Source organism: Sorangium sp. So ce204, assembly GCF_051526795.1.
Lineage (GTDB): Bacteria > Myxococcota_A > Polyangia > Polyangiales > Polyangiaceae > Sorangium > Sorangium cellulosum_B.
Map to the genome: position 1 here is coordinate 11,433,345 of NZ_CP150317.1, position 24,728 is coordinate 11,458,072.

Below are 24,728 nucleotides of genomic sequence, written 5' to 3' on the forward strand. Positions count from 1 at the left end.
TATCGCTGGGCACTCGCTTCGTGACGCCGCACACTCGTACGGTCAGGGAACTTAACAAACCTTCTGAGTAGCGTGAATCCTGCGCCGAACCTCCTGCCCAACACCCCCGCCGAGCTCGGGCCCGGGTCCGTGTTGGGGCGTTACGAGCTGCTGCTGCCGATCGCGGCGGGCGGCATGGCCATGGTGTGGGCGGCGCGGCTGAAGGGAACGCGCGGCTTCCAGAAGATCGTCGCAGTGAAGACGATGCTGCCGACGCTGTCCGAGGACGACCAGTTCGAGCGCATGTTCCTCTCGGAGGCGTCGCTCGCGTCCCAGATCCGGCACCCGAACGCCGTCGAGATCCTCGACCTCGGCGAGCAGGACGGCGTGCTGTTCCTGGCGATGGAGTGGATCGACGGCATTCCGCTCAACCAGGTGATGAAGGTCGCGAAGCGGCAGACCGGCATGCCGATCCCGATCGCGGTGCGCATCGTGGCGCAGGCCTGCGCCGGCCTGCACGCCGCGCACGAGCTCAAGGACAAGAGCGGCAAGCTCGTCGGTCTGGTGCACCGCGATATCTCGCCGCAGAACATCCTGGTCACGTACAACGGCCTGGCCAAGGTGGTGGACTTCGGCGTGGCCAAGGCCACCGCGCTCAACGACAGCACGACGCAGGCCGGGCAGCTCAAGGGCAAGGTGAGCTACATGGCGCCGGAGCAGGTGCGCGGCGACGCGATCGACCGGCGCGTCGACGTGTTCGCGATGGGCATCGTGCTCTATACGCTCACCACCGGCAAACACCCGTTCCGCAGGGAATCCGAGGGCGCGACGCTGTTCGCCATCTCGTCCACGGACCCGGTGGAGGCGCCGCACGAGTTCCAGGCCGACTACCCGGCGTCGCTCGAGGCCGTGCTGATGCGCGCGCTCGAAAAGGAGCGCGACGAGCGCTACGCCACGGCCAACGAGCTGATGCGAGCGCTCGACAAGGCGCTCCCGCCGCACCAGCGAGCCACCGACGAGGACGTCGCCAATTTCGTCCGCGAGCTGTTCGAGGACCAGCAGGAGCAAACGCGCGCGGCCCTCACCGAGGCGCTGGAGCGCGCCGACCGCAATCAGCTGAGCAACCACCCGGGCGCCTCCGACGTGACCGGCCGGAGCCCCTCGTCGGTGAGCGCCTTCAGGACCGTCAACCTCCGCGGCGCGGCCCGGGGCGTGGCCGGACAGAGCGCGCTCGACGACGAGATCCCGCCGTTCGCGCGCCCCAGGAGCCGCGCGCTGCCCGCCGTCGTGATCCTCGGTCTCCTCGCCGCCGGCGGGCTCGCCGTACTGCTCCAGAGCGGCGACGCGCCGGCCCCTCTTCCTTCCGGCGCCGCGCCCGCCGCCCCGGCGTCCACCGCCCCGGCGCCCGCGCCTCCCAGGGCGGAGGCGCCCTCTGCGACCGAGCCCGGCGCGCCCCCGGGCGAGCCCTCTGCCACGGCCTCGGCCAGCGCTGCGCCGGCGCTGACGACGCCGACGGCGCCGACTCCGCTCCCGGCGTCACCCGCGCGCGCGACGCCCCGCCGTCCGAGCAAGCCCGCCGAGCAGAGCAGCTCGCCGAGCCCGACGCCAAGCCCCACGCCGCCGAAGTCGTGGAAGCACGATCCGGGGTTCTAGCACCCCGCTCTGGACGAGCTCGGCTCCCTCAGAAGGTTCCTGAGAGACTCGCGCCGATCTCGGAGCCGCCCGCGACGGGCACGAGCTCGAGCGAGGTTTTCTCGGGCTGCTTTGGCTTCCTGTTCTGAAGAAGCAAGATCGCGGTCGCGGTGCCGACCGCGGCGACGCCGACGCCGAGCGCCACCTGCGCGCCATAGTGATAGAACTTGAGGTCGTCGTAGCGCGACTGCATGGAGGGCGGGCACGACTTGCCGTCCGTACCGCAGGCGTCTTCCAGATCCTTGAGCGCTCCCTGGCGGAGCCCGAACAAAACGCCGGAGCCGATCAGGCTCGCGGCGCCGACGCCCCCGATCACGTACGGCACCACCTTGGACGGCGGCCTCTCCCGCAAGGCGCCCGCCTGGATCAGCAGCTCTTGCGGCAATGCTTCGAGCGTCACCTCGACGCGCGCCACCCCCTCCTCCTTCAGCTCCACCGTCTGCTGGAACGGCTTGTAATTGGGGGCCTTGGCGGTGAGCGCGTGAGGCCCGGGATCGAGCGGCACCTCGACGCCGATGGACGTCCCGCCGAGGGCGACGCCGTCGAGCGCAATGGCCGCGGAGGCCGCCCCTTTGCCGCGCACGATGACGAGCTTCGGGATCCGGGCGCGCAGCCGGCCGATCGACTGCTCGACCTCGGCCCGAAAATCGGGCCCGACGGTGTCGGCCTCCGCGAGCGCCAGCTCGTAGCCGCCGAGCGCGGTCACGAGCCGCCCCAGGTTCTCCTCGCACACGGCGATGTGGAAGCGCACCTGAGGCGTCATCCGCACCTGGCCGACCTCGCGGAACCGCTGCAGGGCCGCGGCCCAGTTGCCCGCTTGCTCGAGCTCGGTCGCCTGCTGAAACTGCGCGCGGGCTTGCTTGAGCGCGTCGGTGTCCTCGGCGAGCGCGGGCGCCTCGAGCAGCAGCAGCACCGCTGCGACGCGGAAAATTCGCGGGAAATTCCTCATGCGGCGCTTGCCATGGTGACTTGACGCCTCCGCTCCTGTCAACGTGGCGCCGCGGCCTTCGCCGCGCGCGTCAACGTGGCGCCGCACCGCGTCGTGGTCGGAGGTGCGCGCGCGCCGGCGGCGCTTTCATGCGCGGATCCCGACGCCGCCTTCTCACTTTATGGCCGCGAAATCCGCCAGCGAATGGTACTTTTGTCGTTCGATGTCGACCCCTAGCTTTCTGCGTCGCTTCGCGCTGCTCCGCGCGTTCTCGGCCGCCGCGCTGACGGCGGGGATCTTCGCCGCCGCCGCTTCGTGCAGCGTGCCGGATTTCGAGTTCGCGTCGGTATCCGGCCCGCCGGCGCACTGTACGGACGACGCGCAGTCCGACGGCGAGACGGGCCTGAACTGCGGCGGCGAGTGCGATCCATGCCCGCTCGGCTCCGGCTGCGCCGCGAGCCGCGACTGCGCCGAGGGCGAGTGCATCGACGGCGTCTGCCAGGAAGCGGGCTGCATGAACGACGCCCGCGACGGCTCGGAGTCGGACGTCGATTGCGGCGGCAGCTGCGACAGGAAGTGCGCGACCGACCAGACGTGCAACCGGGCCAGCGACTGCGAGAGCGGCGTGTGCCAGGACGGCGAATGCGTCGCGCCGACCTGCACCGACGGGGTGCCCAACGGCACCGAGAGCGACGTGGACTGCGGCGCCGACTGCGGGGGCTGCCAGGACGGCAGGAGCTGCCGCTCGAGCGGGGACTGCCTCAGCGACGATTGCATCGACGGGGTGTGCGGCCCCACCTGCCCGGATGGCTACGCCAACTGCGATCGCCTGACCGAGGGTGGGTGCGAGATCAACGTCCGCACCGACGCGGACAACTGCGGCAGCTGCGGCCAGAAGTGCGCGCTGCCGCACGCGACGGCGGAGTGCCAGGGCGGCGCCTGCAAGGTCAAGGCGTGCGAAGCGCCCTACGCCGACTGCGACGGCGATCCCGAGAACGGCTGCGAGGTGAACACCGCGACCGACTCGAGCCACTGCGGCGGGTGCGAGGAGCTCTGCCCGGCCGTGAACGGCGACGCCTATTGCGAGGCGTCGGAGTGCAAGGTCGAGTGCGACACGGGCTTCACCGACTGCAACGGCCAGGTCGACGACGGTTGTGAGAGGGCGACCACCCGTGACGTGTTGCACTGCGGCGGGTGCGGCATCGCGTGCGTGCCCGAGGCGGGCGGCAGGCCCTGGTGCCGCGACGGCGTTTGCGGCGAGACGATTTGCCCGGCCGGCAGGGGCGACTGCAACGGCGACCCCGAGGACAGCTGCGAGGTGAATCTGGCCGCCGATCCGGAGAACTGCGGCACGTGCGGCGGCCTGTGCACGGTCGCCAACGGCACCGGCAAGTGCACGGCCACCGGCTGCGCCATCGGCAGCTGCGAGCCGGGCTTCGCCGACTGCGACGGCAGCTACGACAACGGCTGCGAGACGAGCACGGACACGAGCCTCAGCCACTGCGGCGCCTGCGGCGAGACCTGCACCATCGCCGGCGGCACCCCCAAGTGCGAGGGCGGCGACTGCAAGGTGCGGACGTGCAACAGCGGGATGGGCGACTGCGACGGCAATCCGGACAACGGCTGCGAGACGAACGTCAACTCGAACCAGACCCACTGCGGCGCCTGCGCGGCCGCCGGCGGCGTCAACTGCAACACGATCTACGCCAACGCCACCGCGACCTGCCAGACCGGCGCGTGCTCCTTCGTCGGCTGCAAGGCGGACTACGGCAACTGCAACAGCTCGCTGACCGACGGCTGCGAGGCCAACGTCAGGACCGACGAGGGGAACTGCGGCGCCTGCGGCACCCAGTGCAACATCATCCACACCACCAGCAACCTGTGCCTCGACGGCACCTGCAACCCGGTGTGCACGAGCGCGCAGTACGACGACTGCGGGGTACCGAGGAACGGCTGCAACATCGACCTGTGGGACGACGAGAACAACTGCCTCGGCTGCAACCTCGTGTGCCAGAGCGGGGCCAGCGCCCACGTCGCCAGCAATCAATGCAGCTCGTCGGGCTGCAACCCGGTGTGCAGCGGCCTGTGGCGCAACTGCGACGGCAACGGCATGAACGGCTGCGAGAAGGACGTCTCCGGCGACGTCAACGCCTGCGGCGCCTGCAACACCCAGTGCCTCCAGGCGCACGCGAGCGCCACCGCCTGCACGGCCGGCACCTGCGTGCCCACCTGCGACCCGGGCTGGAAGGCTTGCGGCGACCCCAGCGGCGGCTGCACGACCCAGCTCGGCACCGCCAGCAACTGCGGCGACTGCGGCCACGTGTGCTCGGGGACGAGGTCCATCTGCTCGAACGGCAACTGCGTCGTCTCGCCGGACATCGTCGTCGTCAACTCGGGCACGACCGGCACCTTGAGCACCATCGGGAACTCGGCGCCCAACATCAACGTGAGCCACGCCCTGCAGACGCCGCGGGACAACGATCGCATGGTCCTTGTCGGGATCGTCGCCTCCGAGAACTCGCTCGCGCCGGTGAGCGTCACCTACGACGGCACGCCGATGACGCTCTTCAACACGCGGCAGGCCGACAACAACTCCGCCGCGCACATCTACTACCTCCTGGACAGCCAGCTTCCGGCCGCCACCGGCAACAAGCCCGTGGTGGTGCAGATGGCGAGCTCGAACACCTGGGGCGTGTACTTCGCCAACGTGGTGGAGCTGAAGGCCGTGCACCAGTCGAACCCGTTCGCGAGCGCCACCACGACCGGCATCCACACCAACACGACGGACTGCAGCGGCACGGTGTCCCGAGGGGTCAGCACCAACTTCAGCGCGACCAACTCGTTCGTGTACACGGTGATGGCGGCGCGCAACGGCAACACCGGCGCCACCATCAGCCCCACCGCGGCGACCTCCACCATGAACCGGCGCCTGACCGATCCGACGACCATGGTCGCGCTGGCCGGCTATCTCGTGGCCAGCTCCAACACCACCATCTCCTGGACGGTGAGCGGCTGCTACAGCACCGCCGGCGTCGGCGTCGCCGTGCGGCGCGCCAGCGGCGGCTGAGCGCCTCGAGGCGCCACGCTCCTCCCCCACGTCGCAGGCGCCAGCTACCTGATGAATTGCAGCGACGGACGGAAGCGCCGAATCACGATCGTGCGTCCAGAACGCAGGCTCGGCTGCCTGGCACCGTGCGGCGATCACCGACCATGCGAGAGATCATCGATTTACAACCAAAGCGATCTCGTACAAGCGAGGGATCAGGCAAGGATCACGCACGACATGGTTCGTTAGGGGGCCTAACTATGCCGTCGTCCAGGTCGAACAACGGGGTCGCGCTCGCTTCGTCGAAGTCCGCCAGGCACAAGCCGGCGCGCGCCCCGCGACAGCGGGCCGCCCCGGCGGTCCAGCGCAGCGCGGACCTGCGCAAGAACGGGGGCCACCAGCGCTCCTCGACCGCTGCGCTCGACGACACGAACGTCGACTGGGAGGCGCGGGCGCGCTCGCAGCAAGCCATCCTGGACAGCATCGCCGATGCGGTCGTGTTCGCCGACAATCAGGGGAGGCTCACGTACTTCAACCCTGTCGCGGAGGATCTCATCGGCGCCCGTTCGCCGGATCTCCCTCCGGACCAGTGGAGCGAGAGTTACGGCATTTACTATCCCGACACGGTGGAGCTGCGCGGCGCGCGCTGCCTGCTGACCGGGGTCCGCCCTGCGGTGGCTCAGACCCTGGCGTCGCTGCGAGTGGACCTCGGCCCGCTGCTCACGCTCCGCAACCTCCGGCATGGCCTGGAGACGTGCATCCGCCTGAGCAACATGGGCGGCGCCGGCGCCCAGCTCCAGCGCGATGAAGCGGTGTCGGCGAGGCACGCCGTGCGGCGGTGATCTGCCGCTGTACCGTGCCGCGCGCGTGTGAGAGGATCGCGCGCGACCATGAAGAGGATCAAGCTCAAGCTCCACAGCGACGAGTACCACCTCAGCGCCGTCGGCTATCTGTTCGAGGACCCGGCGCCCACCGCGGATCCGGCGGGTGTAAAGCCGTTCTCGATCCGCAACACGGTGTTCCCCGAGTTCGATCTGGATCCCGGCAACTACGTGTTCCGCTTCAGGGTCCGGAACGGAAGCGGCAAGTTCCAGATCTTCGCCTTCGATCCCAAGACGAACCAGAGCACCCGCGCCGAATACGACACGTCGAGCGGCGCCGACTGCCTCACGTTCCGGTTCACGGTGGCGCCGTGAGGGCCGCCGTGCTGCTCCAGCGCGCCGCGGCGCTGCTCTCGCTCACGCTGGCCGCGCCCGCGCTCGCCCAGGGCGCGGGGCAGCCGTCGGCTCCCGTGCCGCCGGGCGCAGCGCCGCCGGCGCCCGTCCGCCCGGCCGCCAGCGCGCCCGGCGCCCCCACGGCGGCCAGCGACCCCACGGCGCCGGTCCCGTCTGCCGCGCCGAGTACACCCGCTGCGCCTGCCGCGCCGACGGCGGCGCCGGGCGCTGGCGCGGCCGTGGCGCCCGCGCAGCCGGGCAGCGCCATTGCGCCGGTCGCCCCGGCCGCGTCGGGCGCTCCCATCGCCCCCGTTGCGCCGCTCGCGCCTGCCGGGGGCGCGGCCATCGCGCCGGCCGCCACGGGCCGCGAGCTCGTCTACCTCGTTCCGGTCGGGGTCACGAGCAGCTCCGGGGGCGCGGCGCTCGCGCGGGTCGGCTTCGGCGTGCTGGCCGGGTTCGGCGAGGTGACGGATCCGACGGCATGGGATGTGAGCGCCGTGCTCGAGGCCGAGGTGGCGGCCGAGGACGGGCTGGCCACGCTGATCGGGTTCTCCGGCGCCGACGACGCGGCCCGGACGCCCACCGGCACCCTGCGCCTGTCCGCCTCGTTCGCGCGGCTCGACTTCGAGGGGGAGGGCAGCTCGGCCCATCCCCCGCTGATCCTCTACGTCGGCGGCGCGGTCGGCCGCACCCGGTTCAGCTACCTGGGTCCGGGCCCCGAGCGGCGCGACCAGAGCCTGCCGCCGACCTACGCGCAGCGCGAGCTCACCGCCGTCCCCTGGAGCGTCGGCGCGGCGGCGGTCTACGTCGGCGAGGGCGGGAAGAAGCTCGCGCCCACGCTCGAAGGGCAGATCGAGTTCGACTCGCGCTGGACCGCGTCGACGGACACGCTCGAGTGGTGCGAGCCCGCGGGCGACGTCGTCCACGGCGTGGATCCGGTCACCCAGTCCGCCGCCTTCGTCCCTGCCACGCGCTGCAGGCAGGAGGTGCTCGGCGCGCCCGTGCGGAGCCAGGAGCTCACGATCGCGGCGCACGCCGGGCTCGTCGACAAGGTGGCGAACGCCACGTTCCGCGCGGCGCTCGGCGCGAAGGTGGCGGTCGCGCTCAACGAAGAGGCGCCCGCCGATGTCCGCCTCAGCCTGCGCGCCCCGGTCCACGTGACGCTGGCGCGCGCGCCGGTGGGGACGGAGTACCGCGGGCTCATCCGGCTGATGCCAGCGCTCAACGTGATCCGTAGCTCGACCGGAGGGACGGACGTCAGCGGCACACTCGAGATCGCCTTCCTCGGCCAGCGCGCGATGTTCGCCGACAACTACACCGACCTCTGACGTCGGTCCGCGACACGCCCCTCACCTTTCTTGGCCCACCGCGCCACCATCCGCTACCGACGCACGAGAGCAGCGGAGGTGCACCCGGGAGCAGCATCGGGTGGGCCGCCGCGGCTCGCTAGGGAGACAGCGATGGGCCCGAGCGCAGCGTACAAGGTGGAGGGGCTTGGCGACGGTGTGCCGGCGTCGGGCGGCGCGGAGGGGTGCGGGCAGGGGCAGCTGAGCAGCCTCTGCAGCGCCCCCACGATGCCGTTCACGTCGCACGCCGGCGGCGCGGAGGAGGCACCGGCAGAGTCGAGGCCCTGGTGCATCGACCGCGGCGACTTTCTCGAGGCGATGAGCACGGTCGCGCTCTGGCGCGCGCTGGAGCTGGGGGAGCTCCCCCACAGCACGCGCGTCTGGCGCGAGGGCCTCGAGTGCTGGACGCCCGCCGGCGACGTGAAGGCGCTCGGCTGGACCATTTCCCAGCCGCCCCCGCGCGACGAGGCGCCTGCCGTCTCCGCCGCGGGCGAGGCGCCTGAGTCCACCGGCCCGCTCAGCTTCGCGCTGACGCCGGACGACCTCAGCGCCGTCGCGCCCCGCTTCCACCAGGACGCCCCCGCGAAGGCGCGCGGCGAGCGCGCCGAGGCCTTCACCCTCGGCCGGTTCCCCCTGGCCGAGGCCGTGCTGCGGCGGGACAGCCCCTCGCAGCCGATTTCTCTTGATATTCCGTCCTGTTTCCCCGCGGCCCCCTCGTCCCCGCCCGACACGCTCCCGAGCGCCGGGGCGCCGAGGCCCGGCGCCGCGAAGCCCGGGCCCGGGCCGGCGCGTGGCGCGCGCGACGCGGATCCGACGCCGCGCGGGCGTGTGTCGGGCGCCTGGTCGCGGCTCGCGCGGCGCGCCCGCGTCTCTCGCGGCGCCGCCGGAGCGGCCGCGGGCAGCGCGGCGCTCGTGCTCGTGCTGGGCCTCTCGGTGCTGAGCGTGGTCGCCCCTGGGGCCTCGCCTGCGAGGCCTGCGGCCGCGCAGGCGGCGCACCTCGGCGTGGCCCAGGGCGTCGCGGCCGCCGCCGCGCACGTCGCCGTGCCTGCCCCGGAGCTCGCCGCGAGCGCCGGCGCCGCGGCGCTCGCCGTGGCGGCCCCGGCGCGCGACGGCGCGGCCGCCGTGGCGCCCCCGGCGAACGGCGCGGCGGCCGACGCGACGTCGGCGCGCGAGGAAGCGGCCGCGACCCCGGGCGAGGACACCGGCGCGCCCGCGCTGCCGCTCCACCGGGCGGAGAAGGCCTCGGCGTCCGGCGCGAAGCCGGCGCCGGCGGGTCGCCGCGAGCGCGGGCAGTTCCGCCTGAGGCGAGGCCGATCCGAGGCGGACACCACGCGCGGCATCAGCTATCCGGCCCGCAGAGCCGACTCATGGATCGGGACGGGTGCCATCCTGCGCGACTCGCGCTAAGGTGCGCGCCGCGCGGCGGTCGGCTCCGTCCCGCAGCACTCCGGCGTCGTTCAAGGGCAGGACGGGGGACTTTGAATCCCCTAATCGTGGTTCGAATCCACGCGCCGGAACCATCGAGCCCCCGCGCCCTCTGAGGGGGGTCATGGCGGCCAATCTTCATCGCGTGGGCGGGAGCGCCTCGGGTGAGGTCGCACCGCCTCGCGGGTGCGTCCTGCGCCGTCACCTGCTCGCTATTGTCTGGCGCGGTCGAGCCGGGGTTGTTTACCGTGGTCTCACCGAGGGCTCTGCGCCTGCCGCGCGGCGTGCGCGAGCCCCTGGCTCCTGGAGGACCGGACGGCGTGGCGAGCGATGAAGGGGCCCGCGGACGCGGAGCCCCTACCCATGTAGATACGGACCGCGGAGGCGGCTCTCCGCCCGCTGCGGGCGCGGAGCACGGGCGCGCGTCGGCGGCGCCGCTCGAGGCGGGCGAGGCGCAGTTCATCGCGCGGCTCGTCGCGCGTGACGAAAGCGCGTTCAACGAGCTCGTGCTCATGTACGAGCGCCGCGTGTTCGCGCTCGTCTACCGCATGCTCGGCCGGCGTGACGAGGCCGAGGACGTGTCCCAGGAAGTCTTCGTGCAGGTCTTCAAGGCGATCGATCAGTTCCGCGGCGAATCGAAGCTCTCGACGTGGATCTACCGGATCGCCGTGAATCTCTGCAAAAACCGGACGAAGTACCTCTCGCGGCGGCACGCCGGCGCCCAGGACGACGTCGACGCGATGGCCGAGCGGGTGCCGCTGTCCGCGGCCAAGGGCGTGAGCGTCGGCGACGTGAGCCGCCCTGACGAGCTGGTGGAGGGGATGCAGCTCGAGGCGGTCGTGAAGCGCGCCATCGGGCAGCTCGATCCCGAGTTCCGGGAGGCGCTCATCCTTCGCGACGTGGAGGACATGTCGTACGAAGAGATCGCCTCGGTCACGGGGTTGCCGGACGGGACGGTGAAGAGCCGGATCCATCGCGCGCGCGGCCAGCTCCGCGCGCTGGTCGAGAAGATGATGGGCGAGAAGGTGAGAGGCGGGAAATGAGCGGAGCGGACGACCCGAAGCGCACGGGGCGAGCCGATGAGCCGGCCGCTTCGGGCGCGGAGAGCGGCAGCCGTCCCTCGGCGCCCCCCGTGGAGCGCCCGCCCGCCGCCGCCGCGCCCCTGAGCGATCTGCCCGAGGACGGCGATCTGCCCGAGGACGGCGATCTGCCCGAGGACGGCGACTTGCCGCTCGTCGACGAGCTGGATCTGCGCGAGCTGGTCCGAGGGGCGATGCGCCCGCCGCCCGCGGCGCCGCCGAGCCTTCTGCGCGGCGTGCAGCGCCGGATCCGGGTGCGCTCGCGGGGGAAGTTCTACGGCGACGGCTGGAGCACCGCGCGTTCGCCGCGCTCGACCTACCTGATGACGAGCCTCTTCATGCTCGCCCTCATCGCCTTCGTCTTCCTCGTCCTGATCCCCTGGAGCGGCGGCGCCCTGCCCTGATCACCGTCGCCGAGCGGCGGTCACTGAGTCCAACGAACGAGGACACACGTGACGTTGTCGGGGCCGCCGTTCTCGTTGGCGCGCTCGATCATCTTGGCGGTCGCGACCTGGATGTCCTGATGCTCCGTCAGGATCTGCGTCATCTCCAGGTCGCTCACCGGCCCGGAGAGCCCGTCCGAGCAGAGGATGTACGTGTCGTTCAGCTGCGGCACCTCGAAGCGGGTGTCGACCTTGACCGTGTCCTTCATCCCGAGCGCGCGCACGATCACGTTCTTGTGCGGGAAGTTCGCGATCTCCTCGGGCGTGAGCCGCTTCATCTTGATGTAGTCGTTGAGGAGCGAGTGGTCCTCGGTGAGCATCTCGAGCCGGCCCTCGCGGAAGCGGTAGACCCGGCTGTCGCCGACGTGGGCGACGTAGACGCCGTCGTTCGCCGTGAAGATGCCGACGAACGTCGTCCCCATTCCCCGCTTCTTCGCCTCGCGCTGCGCGGTCTCGTAGATCCGCAGGTTGGCGAGCTTGATCCCCGTGATCAGCCGGTTCTCTTCGTAGCCCTTGGACCGGTCCATCTTGTAGGGCCAGGTCCGCTCCGGGTCGTCCTGCGTCTGGGCGAAGAAGTCCTGCATCGCTTCGACGGCCATCTTCGACGCGACCTCGCCCGACGCATGCCCCCCCATTCCGTCGGCGACCATGAAGAGGCCGTACTCCACCATGATGCCGAAGTTGTCCTCGTTGTGGTTGCGCTTGCGCCCGACGTTCGTCTCGCCGGCCACTTCGATTCGAAACGTTTGGGACACGGATCACCCGATCGATGGCCCCGCGCGAGGCGCGGGGTTGAATGAGAACCGCGAGCGCGCCCGTCCGAGCCGCTCGAGCCCGATCCTGGAGGTCCGGTTGACGGAGTGTCAACCGGATCGGGCCCGAGCGCCGAGCTTATAGAATCCGCGCGCGGCCCCGCATCATTTTTTGCTTACTTGCGGTACTCCTCGGTCGCCTTGCCGCTCGAGCTCGGCGGCGGGAGCTCGGCCTCCGGCCGCCTCGCCGCGGCGGCCGACGGATCCGGCGCGGCGCGGAGCACGACCGTGACCTGCCGGTACTTGCCGCGGCTCAGCAAGGTGAGCGGGACCTTCTCGCCGACCGCGTGCGTCCGGATGGCGTCGGAGAGCGCCTCGGGGCTGGTGACGGGCACGCCGTCGACGGCGAGGATCATGTCGCTCTCCGCGCGATCGCCGCCCGTCAAGCGAGCCTCGTCCGCAGGGCTCTCGGGGTGCACCACCGTGACCCGGACCCCCTTCGCGACCGGCGCCGCCTCGCTGACACCCTGGATCCCGAGCCACGCCGCGGGCGGCACGGCGTCCTTCGGCACCGCGCGAAGGAACGCCCTGACCGCGCTGATCGGCACGCCGAAGGCGACGGGCGTGCAGGGCTTGCCCTCGTTCGGGGCGCAGCCGCGGCCCAGGACCGCCACCACGCGGCCGTCCTCGTCGATGATGGGCGCGCCCAGATCGAGCGGCGAGACGCGCGACCCGAGCTCGATCGCGCGATCGAGCGGCCGGTCGTCGCCGCCGATCAGCGTCCTGTGCGATCGCAGCACGAGCGCGGTGGCCGCGACCTTGCCGCGCGCCGCCGAGAACGAGCGGATCTGCGCGTCCGGCCGCACCGGATCGCGCGACGAGGCGGTGAGCCCCTCGGTCCACTTGCCGGTCTGCGGCACGAGCAGCGCGAGATCCCACACGCGGTCGTGGTGGCCGGGCTTCACCCGCACGGTGGTCCCGTCGGCGAAGCGCGCCGTGAGGTCGTTGCCCGCGCCGAGCGGCGAGAGCGCCGTCAGGATGCGCCCGTCGCCGGCGAGCGCCGCGCCGAGGCCGAGGACCTGCCCGCCGCGCTCGATGACCACCACGCCGCGCGCGGCGCGCTCCTCCACCGGCGGCTCCGCCTTGTCCTTCTCGGCCGGGCCCCCCTTCGGCTCGGCGGCGGCCGCCTTCTTCTCCTTCCCGCCCGCGCTGGCCCGGGTCGGGAGCACCCCCCGCTTGCCGGCCGGCGGGGCGTCCCCCTCCCCCTGAACCTGCGCCTCGCCCTGCGCGAGCGCCGCGGGGGCGGCGAGCGCTGCGGCGGCGGACACGGCGGCGGCGAGCGCCAGCGACCGTCTCCATCGCTTCACACGCGACCTGTCAACGGGATCGCTCGGCGCCGCGCCCCGGGGCGCGGCGGCGTTTGTGACACCAGGCGGGCTTGTCTCGTTCATAAGCGCGGCTCCTGAGGCGACGGCCGATTCTGCTGCGGCGGGGATCGCATTGCAAAAGGCAAAGGCCGGACCGCGCTGTACCGTGGGATCGGGCACCGGAGTCCGCCGGGGGCGGGGGGCGAAAAAAATCCGGTCACGAACTCGGGGGACGGGGGCACATGGCCGGCGATGAGGCAGCGATGGCAGCTGGGTTAGCGCTCGTTGGGTCGGAGGGCGACGCGCGGGCCGACGAGGCGCGCGCGATCGAGGGGCTGATCGGGACAGGCGACTTCCGGGAAGCGCTGTCGCGATGTGCGAAGGCCTACGCCATGCCGCTGGGCCGGCTGTGCATGGCGTTCACGGGGTCGCAGGCCGAGAGCGAGGAGCTGGTGCAGGAGACGCTGCTCGCGGCGTTCGATGCGTTCCCGCAGTACCGCGCCGAGGGGAGCGTGCGGGCCTGGCTCTTCGGGATCGCGCGGCGCCTCTGCGGGCGGCACACCGAGCTCAGGGCGCGGCGCGAGGCGCGGCTGCGCCTCGTGCATGACACCCGGCCGCGGCCCGACGCGAGCGAGCTCGCGGCGGAGCGCGAGCGGGCCGAGCGCGCCCGCGCCGCGCTCTCGCGGCTGAAGCCGAGCGAGCGCGAGGCGGTGGTGCTGCGCTTCGAGGCGGGCCTCTCCTTCAAGGAGGTGGCCATCGCGTGCGGGATCGACGAGGCGGCGGCGCGGAAGCGGGTGAGCCGCGCGCTTTCGCGGCTCAGGGCCGAGCTGGGCGAGGAGTGAGGGCGATGGGCGCGACAGAGACGGGTTCGGTTGGGCTTTGCGGCGAGGTCGAGGAGCAACTCGCGGAGGTGCTCGACGGGACGGCGCGGCCGGCGCTGTACGAGCACATCGCCGGCTGCGACGCGTGCCGCGATCTCCGCCACGACGCGGCGCGCGCCGCGGAGGTGGCCGCGGCGGCCGGCGCGGACTTCCGGCCGGCAGACGGATTCGCGGACGCGCTGCTCCGGCGGCTCGAGGCGGCGCGCCCCTCGGAGGGCGCGACGAGCGGCGCGGTGCTGAAGGTGGCGGCCGAGGAGCAACACGGCGCCGCTGGCGCGGGATCCGGCGTGACCGAGGGGCGATCGGAGATCGCCGAAGGGCGATCGGACACCGCCGAAGGGCGATCCGACATCGCTGAAGTCCGATCCGACATCGCCGAGCAGCGATCCGACATCGCCGAAGGACGATCCGACACGGCCGACGTCCGATCCGGCACCACCGAAGAGCGCTCCCCTACGCTCACGCCGCGCTCCGACACTTCCGGAGCGCGATCCGGCGCGGCCGAAGCGCGCACGGGCGGACCGCGCTCCACGATGCCGGAGCGAACCGCGCCGGCAGCGCGCCGCACGGCCTTCGGGCGGCGCTCGGCCTTCGCCGCCGCCGCCCTGGCCGCGGCGGCGGCGGTAGCGGCCGGCGTCGCCCTGCGGCGCGGCGGCGAAGCGACGGAGCCTTCCGTCGCCGCGGCGGCCGGGGCGCCGTGGTCCGGCAAGGTCGCCTCGGTGTCGCGCGCGTCGGCCGACAGGTCGGGCGGCCTCGAGGCGTGCGACGCCGCGGGCGCCTGCGCGCCGCTCGCCGCGGGCGCCGCGCTCCCGGAGGGCGCGACCCTGCGCACCGACGCGCGGACGCGCGCCCACCTGTCGCTCGCGGACGGCTCCGCGCTCGCCATCGACCGCGGCTCCCGCGTGTGGATCGCCGGCGACGGCCGCCGCGCGCGCGTCGACGAGGGCGCCGTCGTCCTCGACGTCACCCCGGCCCCCGGCGCGCCGCCCGCGCGCATCGAGGTGCCGCACGGCCAGATCGAGGTGCTCGGGACCAAGCTCGCGATCACCGCGAGCGCCGCGCGCGCCTCGGTCGAGGTGGCCCGCGGCGCCGTGCGCGTCACCGGCGAGCGCGGCGAGCCCGTCGAGGTGCGCGCCGGCGAGGAGGCGACGCTCGCGAAGGGCGCCGCGCCCGAGGTCGCGAGCGCGACGTCGCTCGCCGACACGCTCGAGTGGAGCGACCGCTCCGCCGAGGAGGCCGACGCCCCGGCGCTCCGCGGCCTCGGCGAGCTCAGGGCGCGCAAGCCGGGCGCGACGCAGGAGAAAGAGCGGGCCGTCCGGCTCGCCAGGCACGCCGTCAAGGTGCGGATCGTCGACGTCGTCGCCAGGACCGAGATCGACGAGACCTTCGCCAACGACACCGACGAGGAGCTCGAGGGCATCTTCCGGTTCCCGCTCCCGCCGGGCGCGCAGATCGAGCGGCTCGCGCTCGAGGTGGACGGCAAGCTCATCGAGGGCGCGTTCGTCGATCGCGATCGCGGGGCCGCGATCTGGCGCGGCGTCCTCCAGAACGCCGCCCCCAAGGCGCCCAAGCCGCGCGAGGAGATCATCTGGGTCCCGGGCCCGTGGCGCGACCCCGCGCTGCTCGAGTGGCAGCGGGGCGGCCGGTTCGAGCTGCGCATCTTCCCCATCCCGAAGCGCGGCTCGCGGCGCGTCGTGCTCACCTACACGCAGCTCGTCGAGCAGGCCGGCGGCGTCCGGCGCTTCACCTACCCGCTCGCGCACGACCAGAGCGGCACGACGAACATCGGCGACTTCTCGCTCGACGTGCAGGTGCTCGGCCACGACCGGGAGTTCGGCGTCGCGACGCGCGGCTACGATCTCGCCGCCGCGCCCGCGGACGGCGCGGCCGACCGCCGCACGCTGGAGGCCCGCGGGTTCACGCCGGCCGGCGACCTCACGGTCGAGTACGCGCTCCCCGATCGCGACCGGCCCGTCACCGCCTGGGCCTACCGGATGCCCCCCGCCCCGGCCCCGGCCACGCCGCCCGCGACGCCGCGGGTGGACAGCGCGCGGCGCGGCGCGGCCGGAACGTCGAAGCGCGACGGCGCGGAGCACGAGGCCTCCCTCGCCGCGGCGCGGGCCATCGCGAGCGACACGTCGCCCTACGTCGCGATCGCGATCCGGCCCCGGCTCCCCCGGTGGCAGGAGTCGACCTCGCGGCGCCACGCGATCGTCGTCGACTCGAGCCGATCCATGGTCGGCGAGCGGTTCGCCCGCGCGACGCGGCTCGCCTCGTCGCTCGTCCGCGAGATGGACCGGCGCGACGAGGTCGTCGTGCTCGCGTGCGACACCCTCTGCCGCTCGCTCGGCGACGCCGGCCAGGGCGGCGCCGCGCGCCCCATGGCCCCCGGCGCCGCCTCGGCGGGCGAGGTCGAGCGCTTCCTCGGCGGCATCGAGCCCGACGGCGGCAGCGATCTCGCCGCGGCGGTGATCGCGGCGCGCGCGGCCGCCGGCCCGCTCGACGGCAAGGAGCTCCGGATCATCTACCTCGGCGACGGCACGCCGTCGGTCGGCCCGACGCGCCCCGCCCACATCGAGGCCGCGGCGCGCGGCGCGGTCCCCGCGGACGGCGCCGCCGCCGTGGTCGCGGTCGCGCTCGGGAGCGACGCGGACACCACGTCGCTCAGGGCGCTCGCGCGGGGCGGCGGCGGGGTGATGGTCCCCTACGTGCCCGGCCAGAAGATCGCGAGCGCGGCGCAGTCGGTCCTCGGCGCGGCGTACGGCCTCGCGCTGCGCGATCCCGAGATCGAGCTCCCGCCCGGCCTGACCCAGGTCACGCCGGCGCGGCTCGACCCGATCCGCGCCGGCGGCGAGGCGCTCGTCGTGGCGAGGATGAGCTCCGGCGCCGACGTCACCGGCGCGATCCGCCTCCGCGGCCGCGTCTCGGGCGAGCGCTTCGAGCAGACCTACCCCGTCAACATCGTCGCCACGACCGGCGCGGGCAACGCCTTCGTCCCGCGCCTCTACGCCGCGGCGAAGATCGCGGAGCTCGAGGAGACAGGCGGCGACGCGCAGAAGCCCGCCATCATCGAGCTGTCGCGGCGCTTCTCGGTGGCGAGCCGGTTCACCTCGCTGCTCGTCCTGGAGAGCGAGGCGATGTTCAAGGCGTTCGGCCTCGATCGAGACGGCATCACCTCCGCCTTCACGGGCGAGGAGCAGGCCGAGCGCGTGAGCGCGAGCGCCGAGGGGGAGGAGCCCGGCAACGCGGCGGACGAGGGCGCCGAGGAGAAGGGCGAGGCGCTCGGGTCGGGCCTTGGCCTGTCGGGCAGCGGCAGGGGCGGCGGCGGCTCCGGCTGGCCGGACGCCGCGCCGGCCGCGAAGGGGCGCATGTCGGCCGGCGCCCGCCCGGCGTCGCCCGCCAAGCCGCAGCTCGAGAAGTCGTTCGATCGCCCCTCGGGCCCGCTCGATGACATGCCGCCGCCGGCGCCGGCGCCGACGTCCGCCGCGCCCGCGGAGCCGAAGCCGGCGCTCCCGCAGGACGGTCGCGCCCGGAGGTCGCGCGATGACGTCTTCGCCGACGAGGAGTGGTCGCGCCCGCGCCCGCGGCGGATGATCCCGATGCGCCGTGTGTTCGATCGCAAGGTGAGCTTCGAGGCGACGAACACGCTCGCGCCCGAGAGCGCCGCGAAGACCGCGGCCGCCGAGGCGGCGCTCGCGGCGGCCCCGGACAGCCGCGACAGGACGGTGGGCCTCTACGCGCTCTACGCCACGACCGGCCGCCTCGGCGAGGCCCAGGAGCTGACCGCGCGCTGGAGCGGGCGCGACGCGCTCGATCCCGACGCGCTCATCGCCCGCGCCGACCTCGCGGCGCGGCAGGGCCAGCGCGACCGCGCCGCGCGCATCCTCGGCGGCCTCGCCGACGTGCGCCCGGGCGACCGGGCCACCCAGGCGCGGCTCGCCGAGCTCTGGGACGCCGCGGGGCGGCCCGCGTTCGCGTGCCAGCACCGCGTGGCGCTCGCCGATCTCGCGCCCGCCGACGCGAAGCTCGTCGCCGCCGCGATCCGGTGCGCCGGCGAGGGCGGCATGAGCGAGCTCGCGAGCCAGCTCCGCCTCGACGCGACCTCCGCCCTCCGCGCGGAGATCGACCGGCGGCTCGCGCAGCCGGACGCGGCGCCGGCCGCCGACCTGCCCGGCGACGTGCGGCTCAGCGCCGAGTGGACCGGCGGGGCCGACCTCGACCTCTCCCTCATCGACGCGCAGGGGCGGCGCGTCTCATGGATGGGCACGACGCTCCCGTCGGTGGGTGTGCGCTCGCGCGACGCGACGAGCACGCGTTCGGAGTCCCTCGCGCTGCGGAGCCTCCCGAAGGGGAGCTACGTCGTCGAGATCGCCCGCGCGTCGGCCGAGGAGGGCGCCGGCGCCTCGAGCCCCGGGGCCAGCGCGCCGGGCCCGATCCGCGGCGAGCTCACCCTGCGCCTCGCGGGAGAGACCCGCAAGGTGCCCTTCACGCTCGACGGCGCGCGCCTCGAGCTCGGCACGGTGCGCGTCTTCTTCACCTCCCGCCTGGTGCCGGTCGACGGCCTGGCGGCCCCGCGGTTCTGAAGAAACGGACGAACCTGACGGAACGGACGAAGACGAACCCGACGGGACCGACCTCCGCCCACGCGCGCCCGCTCTCTCTTGCGCACCCCTCCCTTCACATGTCCTGAACGACCCTCGCAGCGCGCTTCCGTAACAACAGCTTCATCGCCCCCCGGGCGCGCTCGCCCGGGGATCGAGCGGCCCTCCCGCCGCGCTCGTGTCGGGCGGAGATACCCGATACAGTTTCGACATGAATCCGCTCGTCCCGGACTTCATCCTCGAACAGGACGCCGAAGGGCAATACGCGGGAGCGGTCGACGCGGCTGTCCTGCACGTCTCGCTGCCGGCGATCGTGGAGCTCGCCGAGCAGATGATCGCGCGCCAGGCGCTCGATCCGGACGCGCTGCGCTCGTTCTTCGATCCGCTGTTCGAGGCCGTGCACCAGTCGGGCGGGTTCGTCGCGACGCTGTCGCCCGCGGGCGGGTTCACCGCGCTGTTCCCCGATCGGCCAGGGCGCAACGTCACCCGGCACGCCCGCAGCGCGGCGCTCGCGATGCGGCGCAGCCTCCTGGAGCTCGCGGCGCGGCGCACGCTGGGCGCCGGGGGCGCGCAGACGCCGTTCAGGATCGGGCTCGCCTGGGGCACGGTCCACTGGACGATCGTGCGCATCGCCCCGGATCGCGCGTACTTCCTGATCTACGGCCCCGCGATGGAGGCCTGCCAGGCGACCGACCGCGGGGCGGACGACAGCGAGCTCCACCTCGATCGCAGCTTCCGCGAGCGGCTCCCCGCGGCGAGCGCGCGGGAGAGCGTGGCGGAGCTCGACGAGGCCGATCTCCTGAGCGGCCCCCCCTCGCTGACGATCACGTCGGCCCCGACGGACGCGGACGTCGAGGCGTTCCTGCCGCCGGGCGCGGGCGATCTCGCGCCGGAGGGCGAGATCCGCGAGGTGACGACGGTGTCGGTCTCGCTCGATCGGGTGGAGAGCCCGACGGAGCTCCTCCAGCAGCTGCACGAGATCTCGGCGATGTACGGCGCGACGTTCGCCGGCATGACCGTGACCGAGCGCGGCTTCGGCGCGCAGTTCTACTTCGGCGCGCCCGTCGCGCACGAGAGCGACCACGATCGCGCCCTCGACTTCGCGCTCGAGCTGAAGAGCAACGGCCTCGGCGTGCCCCGGCTCGCGGTGGGCGTCACCCGCGCGCGCTGCCTCGTCGGCTTCTTCGGCGCCGTGGGCCGCCGCGAGTTCGCGTGCGTCGGCCGCGCCATCCACCTCGCCGCGCAGATCGCGCGGAAGGCCGCGCCGTCGTCGATCTGGGCGGACGAGCGGGCGTTCCGCGCGGGCGAGGCGAGCCACCAGTGGTCGACGGAGAACATCTTCCGGTTCGACGGGTTCGATCTGCCGATCCTCGTCTACTCGCTCGAGCGGCGGCGCATCGCGGTGCAGGAGGAGTTCTACGACCTCGGCCCCATCGGCCGCGAGGTCGAGCTCGGGCGGCTCACGCAGGCGCTCGAGCCCCTGTTCACCGGGCGCTCCGCGGGCGTCGTGTACATCCTCGGCGAGGCGGGCATGGGCAAGAGCTACCTCGTGCACAGCTACCGCCACCAGCGCGCGCAGCTCATGGACATGCGCCCGCTCCTGTGGATCGAGGCCCGCTGCGATCAGACGCTGAGGACCCCGCTCTACGCGTTCGAGTTCGCGCTCAAGGAGTACCTCGGGATCTCGTCGGAGCTCGGCCAGCGGGCCAAGCAGGCGGGGCTCGATCTCGCGCTGGAGCTGCTCCTGGAGCGGCTGCCCGAGAGCTGGACCGAGGCGCGGGCCGGGATCGACAGGTCGCGCGAGGCGCTCGCGCGGCTGCTCAGGCTGCGCGGCCAGGAGGCGGGGGCCGAGGCCGAGGGGCGCGACGAGGTCCTCGGGGCGCTCGCCGCGCTGCTCGTCGCGGAGAGCTCGCTGCAGCCGGTGGTGGTGCACCTCGACGACGCGCAGTGGGCCGATCGGACCTCGCTCGACGCGGTGCGCGCGATCACGGCCGCCTGCAGGGACCTGCCGCTGGCGGTGATCTGCTCGGCGCGGCCGGCGGCGTCCTCGGGGGAGGGCTTGGACGCCCGCATCCCGCTCGACGCCGGCATCCCGTCGCAGGCGATCGAGCTCGCGCCGCTCCCGGCGGAGCGGCTGCTCGCGCTCGCGGAGCCGTTCTTCGGCGGCCCGCTCCCCACGATGCTCGGGTCGCTGCTCGGGCAGACCGCGGGAGGGAACCCGTTCTTCGCGCAGGAGATCCTCGCGTACTGGCTGGAGGACGGGCGGTACGGGTCGGCCCACGACGCCGCGCGCTCGAGCCGGTTCATGCCGCCGCGGACCGTGAACAGCCTGCTCGTCGCGCGGCTCGAGCGGCTCGAGCCGCGGACGCGGCAGACGGTGATCTCCGCCGCGGTGCTGGGGCGCGAGTTCGACACGCGCGTGCTCGCCCGGATGATCCCGGACGCCTCGGCGCTCGTGGATCACCTGCGCTTCGGCGAGGCGCAGCGGATCTGGTCGCGGATGGGCGAGCACCGCTTCGAGTTCTGCACCGTGCTGATCCGCGACGCCGCGTACGGGATGCAGCCGGAGGAGACGGCGGAGCGGCAGCACCGCCTCGCGGCGGAGGCGATCGAGGCCGTCTACGGCGACGATCTCGAGGATCAGCGCGCGGCGCTCGACAGCCACCGGCGCCTCGCGGGCTGAGCGCGCCCGGCCGTTCTGACCGGCGGGGCGCGGGCGGGACGTGGAAGCGCGTGGAAGCGCGTGGAAGCACGTGGAAGCGCGTGGAACCCCCTCGACGCCGCTTTCGAAGTGCGGCAACTGTCCGCGCATGAGCACGGCCCATCACGAGGCTCACGCGGCCCCGGCGCACGACGTGAGCGATCACCATGGCTTCGACGGGGAGCCCGCCCGCGCGCTGCCGGCGGACGAGCCGCCCACCCCGAACTGGGTCCCTGTGCTGGGGCTCGCGGTCTTCGTGGTGGCTGGCGTCACGTTTCTCGCGCTGAGCAGCGACGACGACGGCGCCGCGGGGCAGGCCGCGCCGGCGGGCGCCCGCCCGGCCGCGGCCGAGGTTCGTCCGGCCGCGGCCGGCGCTCGCCCCGCCCCCGCTGGCGCCCGCCCGGCGACCGCCGAGGCTCGCCCTGCGGCGCAGCCCGGCGCGCGCCCGGCGGCGCCGACCGGGCCCGCGGCGGGGGCGGCCGCGGAGACCCTGCGCGCCGGCGCGGCCGGCACCGCCGCGCCGGGCCCGGCGAACCTGCGCAAGCTGACGCCGCAGGAGGTGGATCTGGTGCGCAAGCGCATGGAGGCGCGGCAGAAGGACGGCGCCCCGGCTCCGTCGAAGTGAGCGAGATCGCGGTGGACCCCCCCGCAGCGCGCATGCGCGCGGTGCTGGTGCTCGGCGCGGGCACGATGGGCCAGGGGATCGCGCAGGTCACGGCGATCGCCGGCTACGTGACGCGCCTCTACGACGTCGACGCCGCGCGGATCGGCGCGGCGATCGAGGACATCAAGCGCGCGACCGATCGCCTCGTCCAGAAGGGCAAGATGCTCAACGAGGCGCGCAGCGAGATGATCGGGATGCTCGTGGCGTCGCCGGATCTCGAGCGCGCGGCGGCGGACGCCGATCTCGTGATCGAGGCGGTGCCCGAGCGGATGGACCTCAAGGTCGAGGTGCTCGGCCGGGTGAAGGCGGCGGCGCCGGAGCGGGCGCTGCTCGGCACGAACACGTCGAGCCTGAGCGTCACCGAGCTCGGGCGCCGGCTCGACGCGGGCGGGCGCACGATCGGCCTGCACTTCTTCAACCCGCCGCCGGTGATGGAGCTGATCGAGGTGGTGCGGGGGCTCGAGACCGACGAGGCGACGGTGACGGCGGCGCTCTCGGTGGCGAGGCGCCTGGGCAAGACGCCGATCGTGGTGAACGACACGCCCGGCTTCGCGACGAGCCGGCTCGGCGTGGCGCTCGGCGCCGAGGCGATGCGGATGCTGGAGGCCGGGGTGGCGTCGGCGGTCGACATCGATCGGGCGATGGAGCTCGGGTACCGGCACCCGATGGGGCCGCTCAAGCTGACGGACCTCGTGGGGCTCGACGTGCGGCTCGCCATCCTGGAGCACCTGCACCGCGAGGTGGGGGAGCAGTTCCGGCCGCCGGTGATCCTGCGGCAGATGGTGCGGGCGGGGAAGCTCGGAAAGAAGACGGGCGAAGGGTTCTATCGGTGGACGGAGGCGGGGGCCCAGCCCAGCGACGGCTGGCGTCGCGGGTAGGGAGCGCGGCGCCAGCTCGCTACTTGATACGCCTCCTCAGAATACGGTTCCTCGGAAGAATACGCAGGTGAGCCAAGGTGGCTCCGGCAGGTTCCCGGGCGCGCGGTAGAGGGTGTTCTCCGCGTGTTCGCAGGTCCGAAATCGATACGCCCTCTGGGGGCATCATCGTGCCTCCAGCCGACATTGAAGCCGACATTGAAGCCGACATTGAAGCCGACATTGAAGAAGGAGTAACGACGTAACGACGTAACGCCCTTCGCTGGCCGTGCTTGACCGGGCCTGTTCACACATTTATATTGTCAGGTTGATTCTTGACGACTCGGGAACCCAACGAAAGGGGTGAGCTCCTTGAGTACGAACAGCGATGGTCTCAGCGGCATTGTGCGTCGTGTCATCCCGTTGGTCTCCGCGCTCGCGCTGGCAGGCGCCGTCACCGTGTCGCTCGCGAGGCCCGCGGAGGGCACGCCCCCGAACGGCGTGCCTGCGCTCCAGGCGGTGCAAGAGATCGAGCAGCTAGAATACTGTTACGCGGCCGGGACCGACGCGATCGGCCGCGGGGATCTGGCAACGGGCAAGCAGATCTATTCGAGGTGCTTCACGCCGGACGCCCCGGTCCTCATCTGGGAAGCCGGCGCCGCTCCGGATGATCCGCCGGTCGTCTCGGTGCCCAGCGCCGAGGCCTGGGCCGACTTCATCGATGTCCTGTTCGCGGACTCCGGTTATGTCGGCACACAGCACCTGATCAGCAACGTCCGTGTCGACATCCTCCCCGGCGGCAACCGGGCGAAGATCACCTCGTACCTGATCGCGACGCACGTCTATGACCCCCTGAGCAGCGTCCAGGTGGCGCACGGCACCTACGAGAACGAGGCGGTCCGGACGCCCTCCGGGTGGAAGCTCAGCAAGCGGACGTTCCGCACCCTCTCGTTCATGCGCGTCGACTCGCCCGCCCCCTGAGGCGGTGCGGGACGGCGTCGCCTCGCCGCGCGCAGGGCGCTCCGCATCGACGGCGCGATCGGGGCCGCGGCGGGCGCCGCGCGCGGCCGAGGGCGCGCTACCGGTTCAGCTTGTCCTTCTTGGCGTTCTCTTCGGCTTCCTTCTGGCGCTCGGCCTCGCGCTGGACGATGCGCTCCTTGACGGCGGCGTAGTCCTTCTCGTCCTTCATCCGCCGGTCGACCTGCTTCTGCCGCTCCGCCGCGGTCGCCGGATAGCCGGTCGCCTTCGGGTTGCTCGTCAGGTACGCGCTGTAGGCCCCCCACGCCTCCTTCACGGCCTGCCAGTTCTTCTGACGCTCGCGCAGATCGGCGATGCAGAAGAGCACCTTGGCGTGGAGCTCCTCCGTGCCCTTCTTGCCGAGCGCCGTGGTCCAGGCCGTCTCGGCCTCGGCCATGTTGCCGGACTCGAGCATCGCCTCGCCGAGCAGGTAGAAGCCGAGCATCTTCGAGGAATCCAGCTTGATCGCCTCCTGGAACGCCGCGATCGCGCCGGGGATGTCGCGCGCAACGAACGACGCCTGGCCCTTCAGGACCTGCTCCGTGTAGGGGCTGATGCCTGTGTGCCCGCTGGGATCTTTGCGCTGCGACGAAGCAGCGTCGGGCGCGGCCGCCGCCGGCTCAGATGCGGCCGCCTGCGGCGTCTCCTTGCCCGCGGGCGGCTGGGCGGCGACCGGCGCCGCGGAGAAGACGACAGCGAGGGCGAGCGATGCGACGACAGCGAGCGAGCGGTCCTGCAT

At 73.2% G+C, this 24,728-nt stretch carries 18 protein-coding genes and 1 tRNA gene; 15 read left to right on the forward strand and 4 right to left on the reverse strand.

Annotated elements, in window-relative coordinates:
• The first annotated feature begins 72 nt into the window (after nt 1-72).
• Nucleotides 73-1,632 (forward strand): serine/threonine-protein kinase, encoded by a 1,560-nt coding sequence (locus WMF22_RS43070; protein WP_438033511.1) that lies wholly within the window; start codon nt 73-75, stop codon nt 1,630-1,632.
• Between the two features lie 28 nt (nt 1,633-1,660).
• Here WMF22_RS43070 and WMF22_RS43075 read toward each other — a convergent pair whose 3' ends face one another.
• Complete coding sequence (locus WMF22_RS43075) at nt 1,661-2,620, reverse strand: PEGA domain-containing protein (protein WP_437295735.1); 960 nt, start codon at nt 2,618-2,620, stop codon at nt 1,661-1,663.
• A 202-nt stretch (nt 2,621-2,822) separates the two neighbouring features.
• Here WMF22_RS43075 and WMF22_RS43080 point away from each other — a divergent pair, with 202 nt between their 5' ends.
• The 8 genes from WMF22_RS43080 (at nt 2,823) to WMF22_RS43115 (ending at nt 11,113) form a co-directional block, all read left to right on the forward strand.
• On the forward strand, nt 2,823-5,666 hold the full coding sequence (locus tag WMF22_RS43080) for a hypothetical protein (RefSeq protein ID WP_438033512.1): 2,844 nt from the start codon (nt 2,823-2,825) through the stop codon (nt 5,664-5,666).
• Between the two features lie 239 nt (nt 5,667-5,905).
• Nucleotides 5,906-6,487: a PAS domain-containing protein gene (locus tag WMF22_RS43085; RefSeq protein ID WP_437295737.1), complete on the forward strand. Its 582-nt coding sequence runs from the start codon at nt 5,906-5,908 to the stop codon at nt 6,485-6,487.
• 48 nt (nt 6,488-6,535) lie between these two features.
• Nucleotides 6,536-6,841 (forward strand): hypothetical protein, encoded by a 306-nt coding sequence (locus WMF22_RS43090; RefSeq protein WP_437295738.1) that lies wholly within the window; start codon nt 6,536-6,538, stop codon nt 6,839-6,841.
• Nucleotides 6,838-8,187, forward strand: coding sequence for a hypothetical protein (locus WMF22_RS43095; RefSeq protein ID WP_438033513.1), 1,350 nt, complete (start codon nt 6,838-6,840; stop codon nt 8,185-8,187). Before WMF22_RS43090 ends, WMF22_RS43095 begins: the two co-directional genes overlap by 4 nt.
• Nucleotides 8,188-8,319: 132 nt before the next feature.
• Nucleotides 8,320-9,612, forward strand: coding sequence for a hypothetical protein (locus tag WMF22_RS43100; RefSeq protein ID WP_438033514.1), 1,293 nt, complete (start codon nt 8,320-8,322; stop codon nt 9,610-9,612).
• Nucleotides 9,613-9,651: 39 nt separating this feature from the next.
• A tRNA-Gln gene (locus tag WMF22_RS43105) sits at nt 9,652-9,725 on the forward strand.
• Between the two features lie 225 nt (nt 9,726-9,950).
• Nucleotides 9,951-10,673, forward strand: coding sequence for a sigma-70 family RNA polymerase sigma factor (locus WMF22_RS43110; RefSeq protein ID WP_437295741.1), 723 nt, complete (start codon nt 9,951-9,953; stop codon nt 10,671-10,673).
• Complete coding sequence (locus WMF22_RS43115; protein ID WP_437295742.1) at nt 10,670-11,113, forward strand: hypothetical protein; 444 nt, start codon at nt 10,670-10,672, stop codon at nt 11,111-11,113. The genes WMF22_RS43110 and WMF22_RS43115 overlap by 4 nt, the downstream gene beginning before the upstream one ends.
• Before the next feature lie 20 nt (nt 11,114-11,133).
• Here the strand turns inward: WMF22_RS43115 and WMF22_RS43120 are convergent, their stop codons facing one another.
• A complete protein-coding gene (locus WMF22_RS43120) occupies nt 11,134-11,907 on the reverse strand; it encodes a Stp1/IreP family PP2C-type Ser/Thr phosphatase (protein ID WP_437295743.1) in 774 nt (257 codons plus the stop codon).
• A gap of 173 nt (nt 11,908-12,080) precedes the next feature.
• Entirely contained in the window at nt 12,081-13,271 is a 1,191-nt protein-coding gene (locus WMF22_RS43125; protein WP_437295744.1) for a S1C family serine protease, read from the reverse strand.
• A gap of 263 nt (nt 13,272-13,534) precedes the next feature.
• Here WMF22_RS43125 and WMF22_RS43130 point away from each other — a divergent pair, with 263 nt between their 5' ends.
• The 6 genes from WMF22_RS43130 to WMF22_RS43155 all read left to right on the forward strand — a co-directional run bounded on the left by WMF22_RS43130 (nt 13,535) and on the right by WMF22_RS43155 (nt 23,953).
• A complete protein-coding gene (locus tag WMF22_RS43130) occupies nt 13,535-14,113 on the forward strand; it encodes an RNA polymerase sigma factor (protein WP_437295745.1) in 579 nt (192 codons plus the stop codon).
• A gap of 5 nt (nt 14,114-14,118) precedes the next feature.
• The gene (locus WMF22_RS43135) at nt 14,119-18,735 is read left to right on the forward strand and encodes a VIT domain-containing protein (protein WP_438033515.1); all 4,617 of its coding nucleotides are present in this window, start codon (nt 14,119-14,121) and stop codon (nt 18,733-18,735) included.
• Between the two features lie 229 nt (nt 18,736-18,964).
• Complete coding sequence (locus tag WMF22_RS43140) at nt 18,965-21,436, forward strand: AAA family ATPase (protein WP_437295747.1); 2,472 nt, start codon at nt 18,965-18,967, stop codon at nt 21,434-21,436.
• A 127-nt stretch (nt 21,437-21,563) separates the two neighbouring features.
• Nucleotides 21,564-22,079: a hypothetical protein gene (locus tag WMF22_RS43145; RefSeq protein WP_438033516.1), complete on the forward strand. Its 516-nt coding sequence runs from the start codon at nt 21,564-21,566 to the stop codon at nt 22,077-22,079.
• Nucleotides 22,080-22,111: 32 nt separating this feature from the next.
• Nucleotides 22,112-22,996, forward strand: coding sequence for a 3-hydroxyacyl-CoA dehydrogenase family protein (locus WMF22_RS43150; protein WP_438037327.1), 885 nt, complete (start codon nt 22,112-22,114; stop codon nt 22,994-22,996).
• A gap of 399 nt (nt 22,997-23,395) precedes the next feature.
• Nucleotides 23,396-23,953, forward strand: a complete 558-nt coding sequence (locus tag WMF22_RS43155; RefSeq protein WP_438033517.1) for a nuclear transport factor 2 family protein — start codon at nt 23,396-23,398, stop codon at nt 23,951-23,953.
• Between the two features lie 97 nt (nt 23,954-24,050).
• On the opposite strand, the gene WMF22_RS43160 is transcribed toward WMF22_RS43155, so the two are convergent.
• Complete coding sequence (locus WMF22_RS43160; protein ID WP_438033518.1) at nt 24,051-24,728, reverse strand: tetratricopeptide repeat protein; 678 nt, start codon at nt 24,726-24,728, stop codon at nt 24,051-24,053.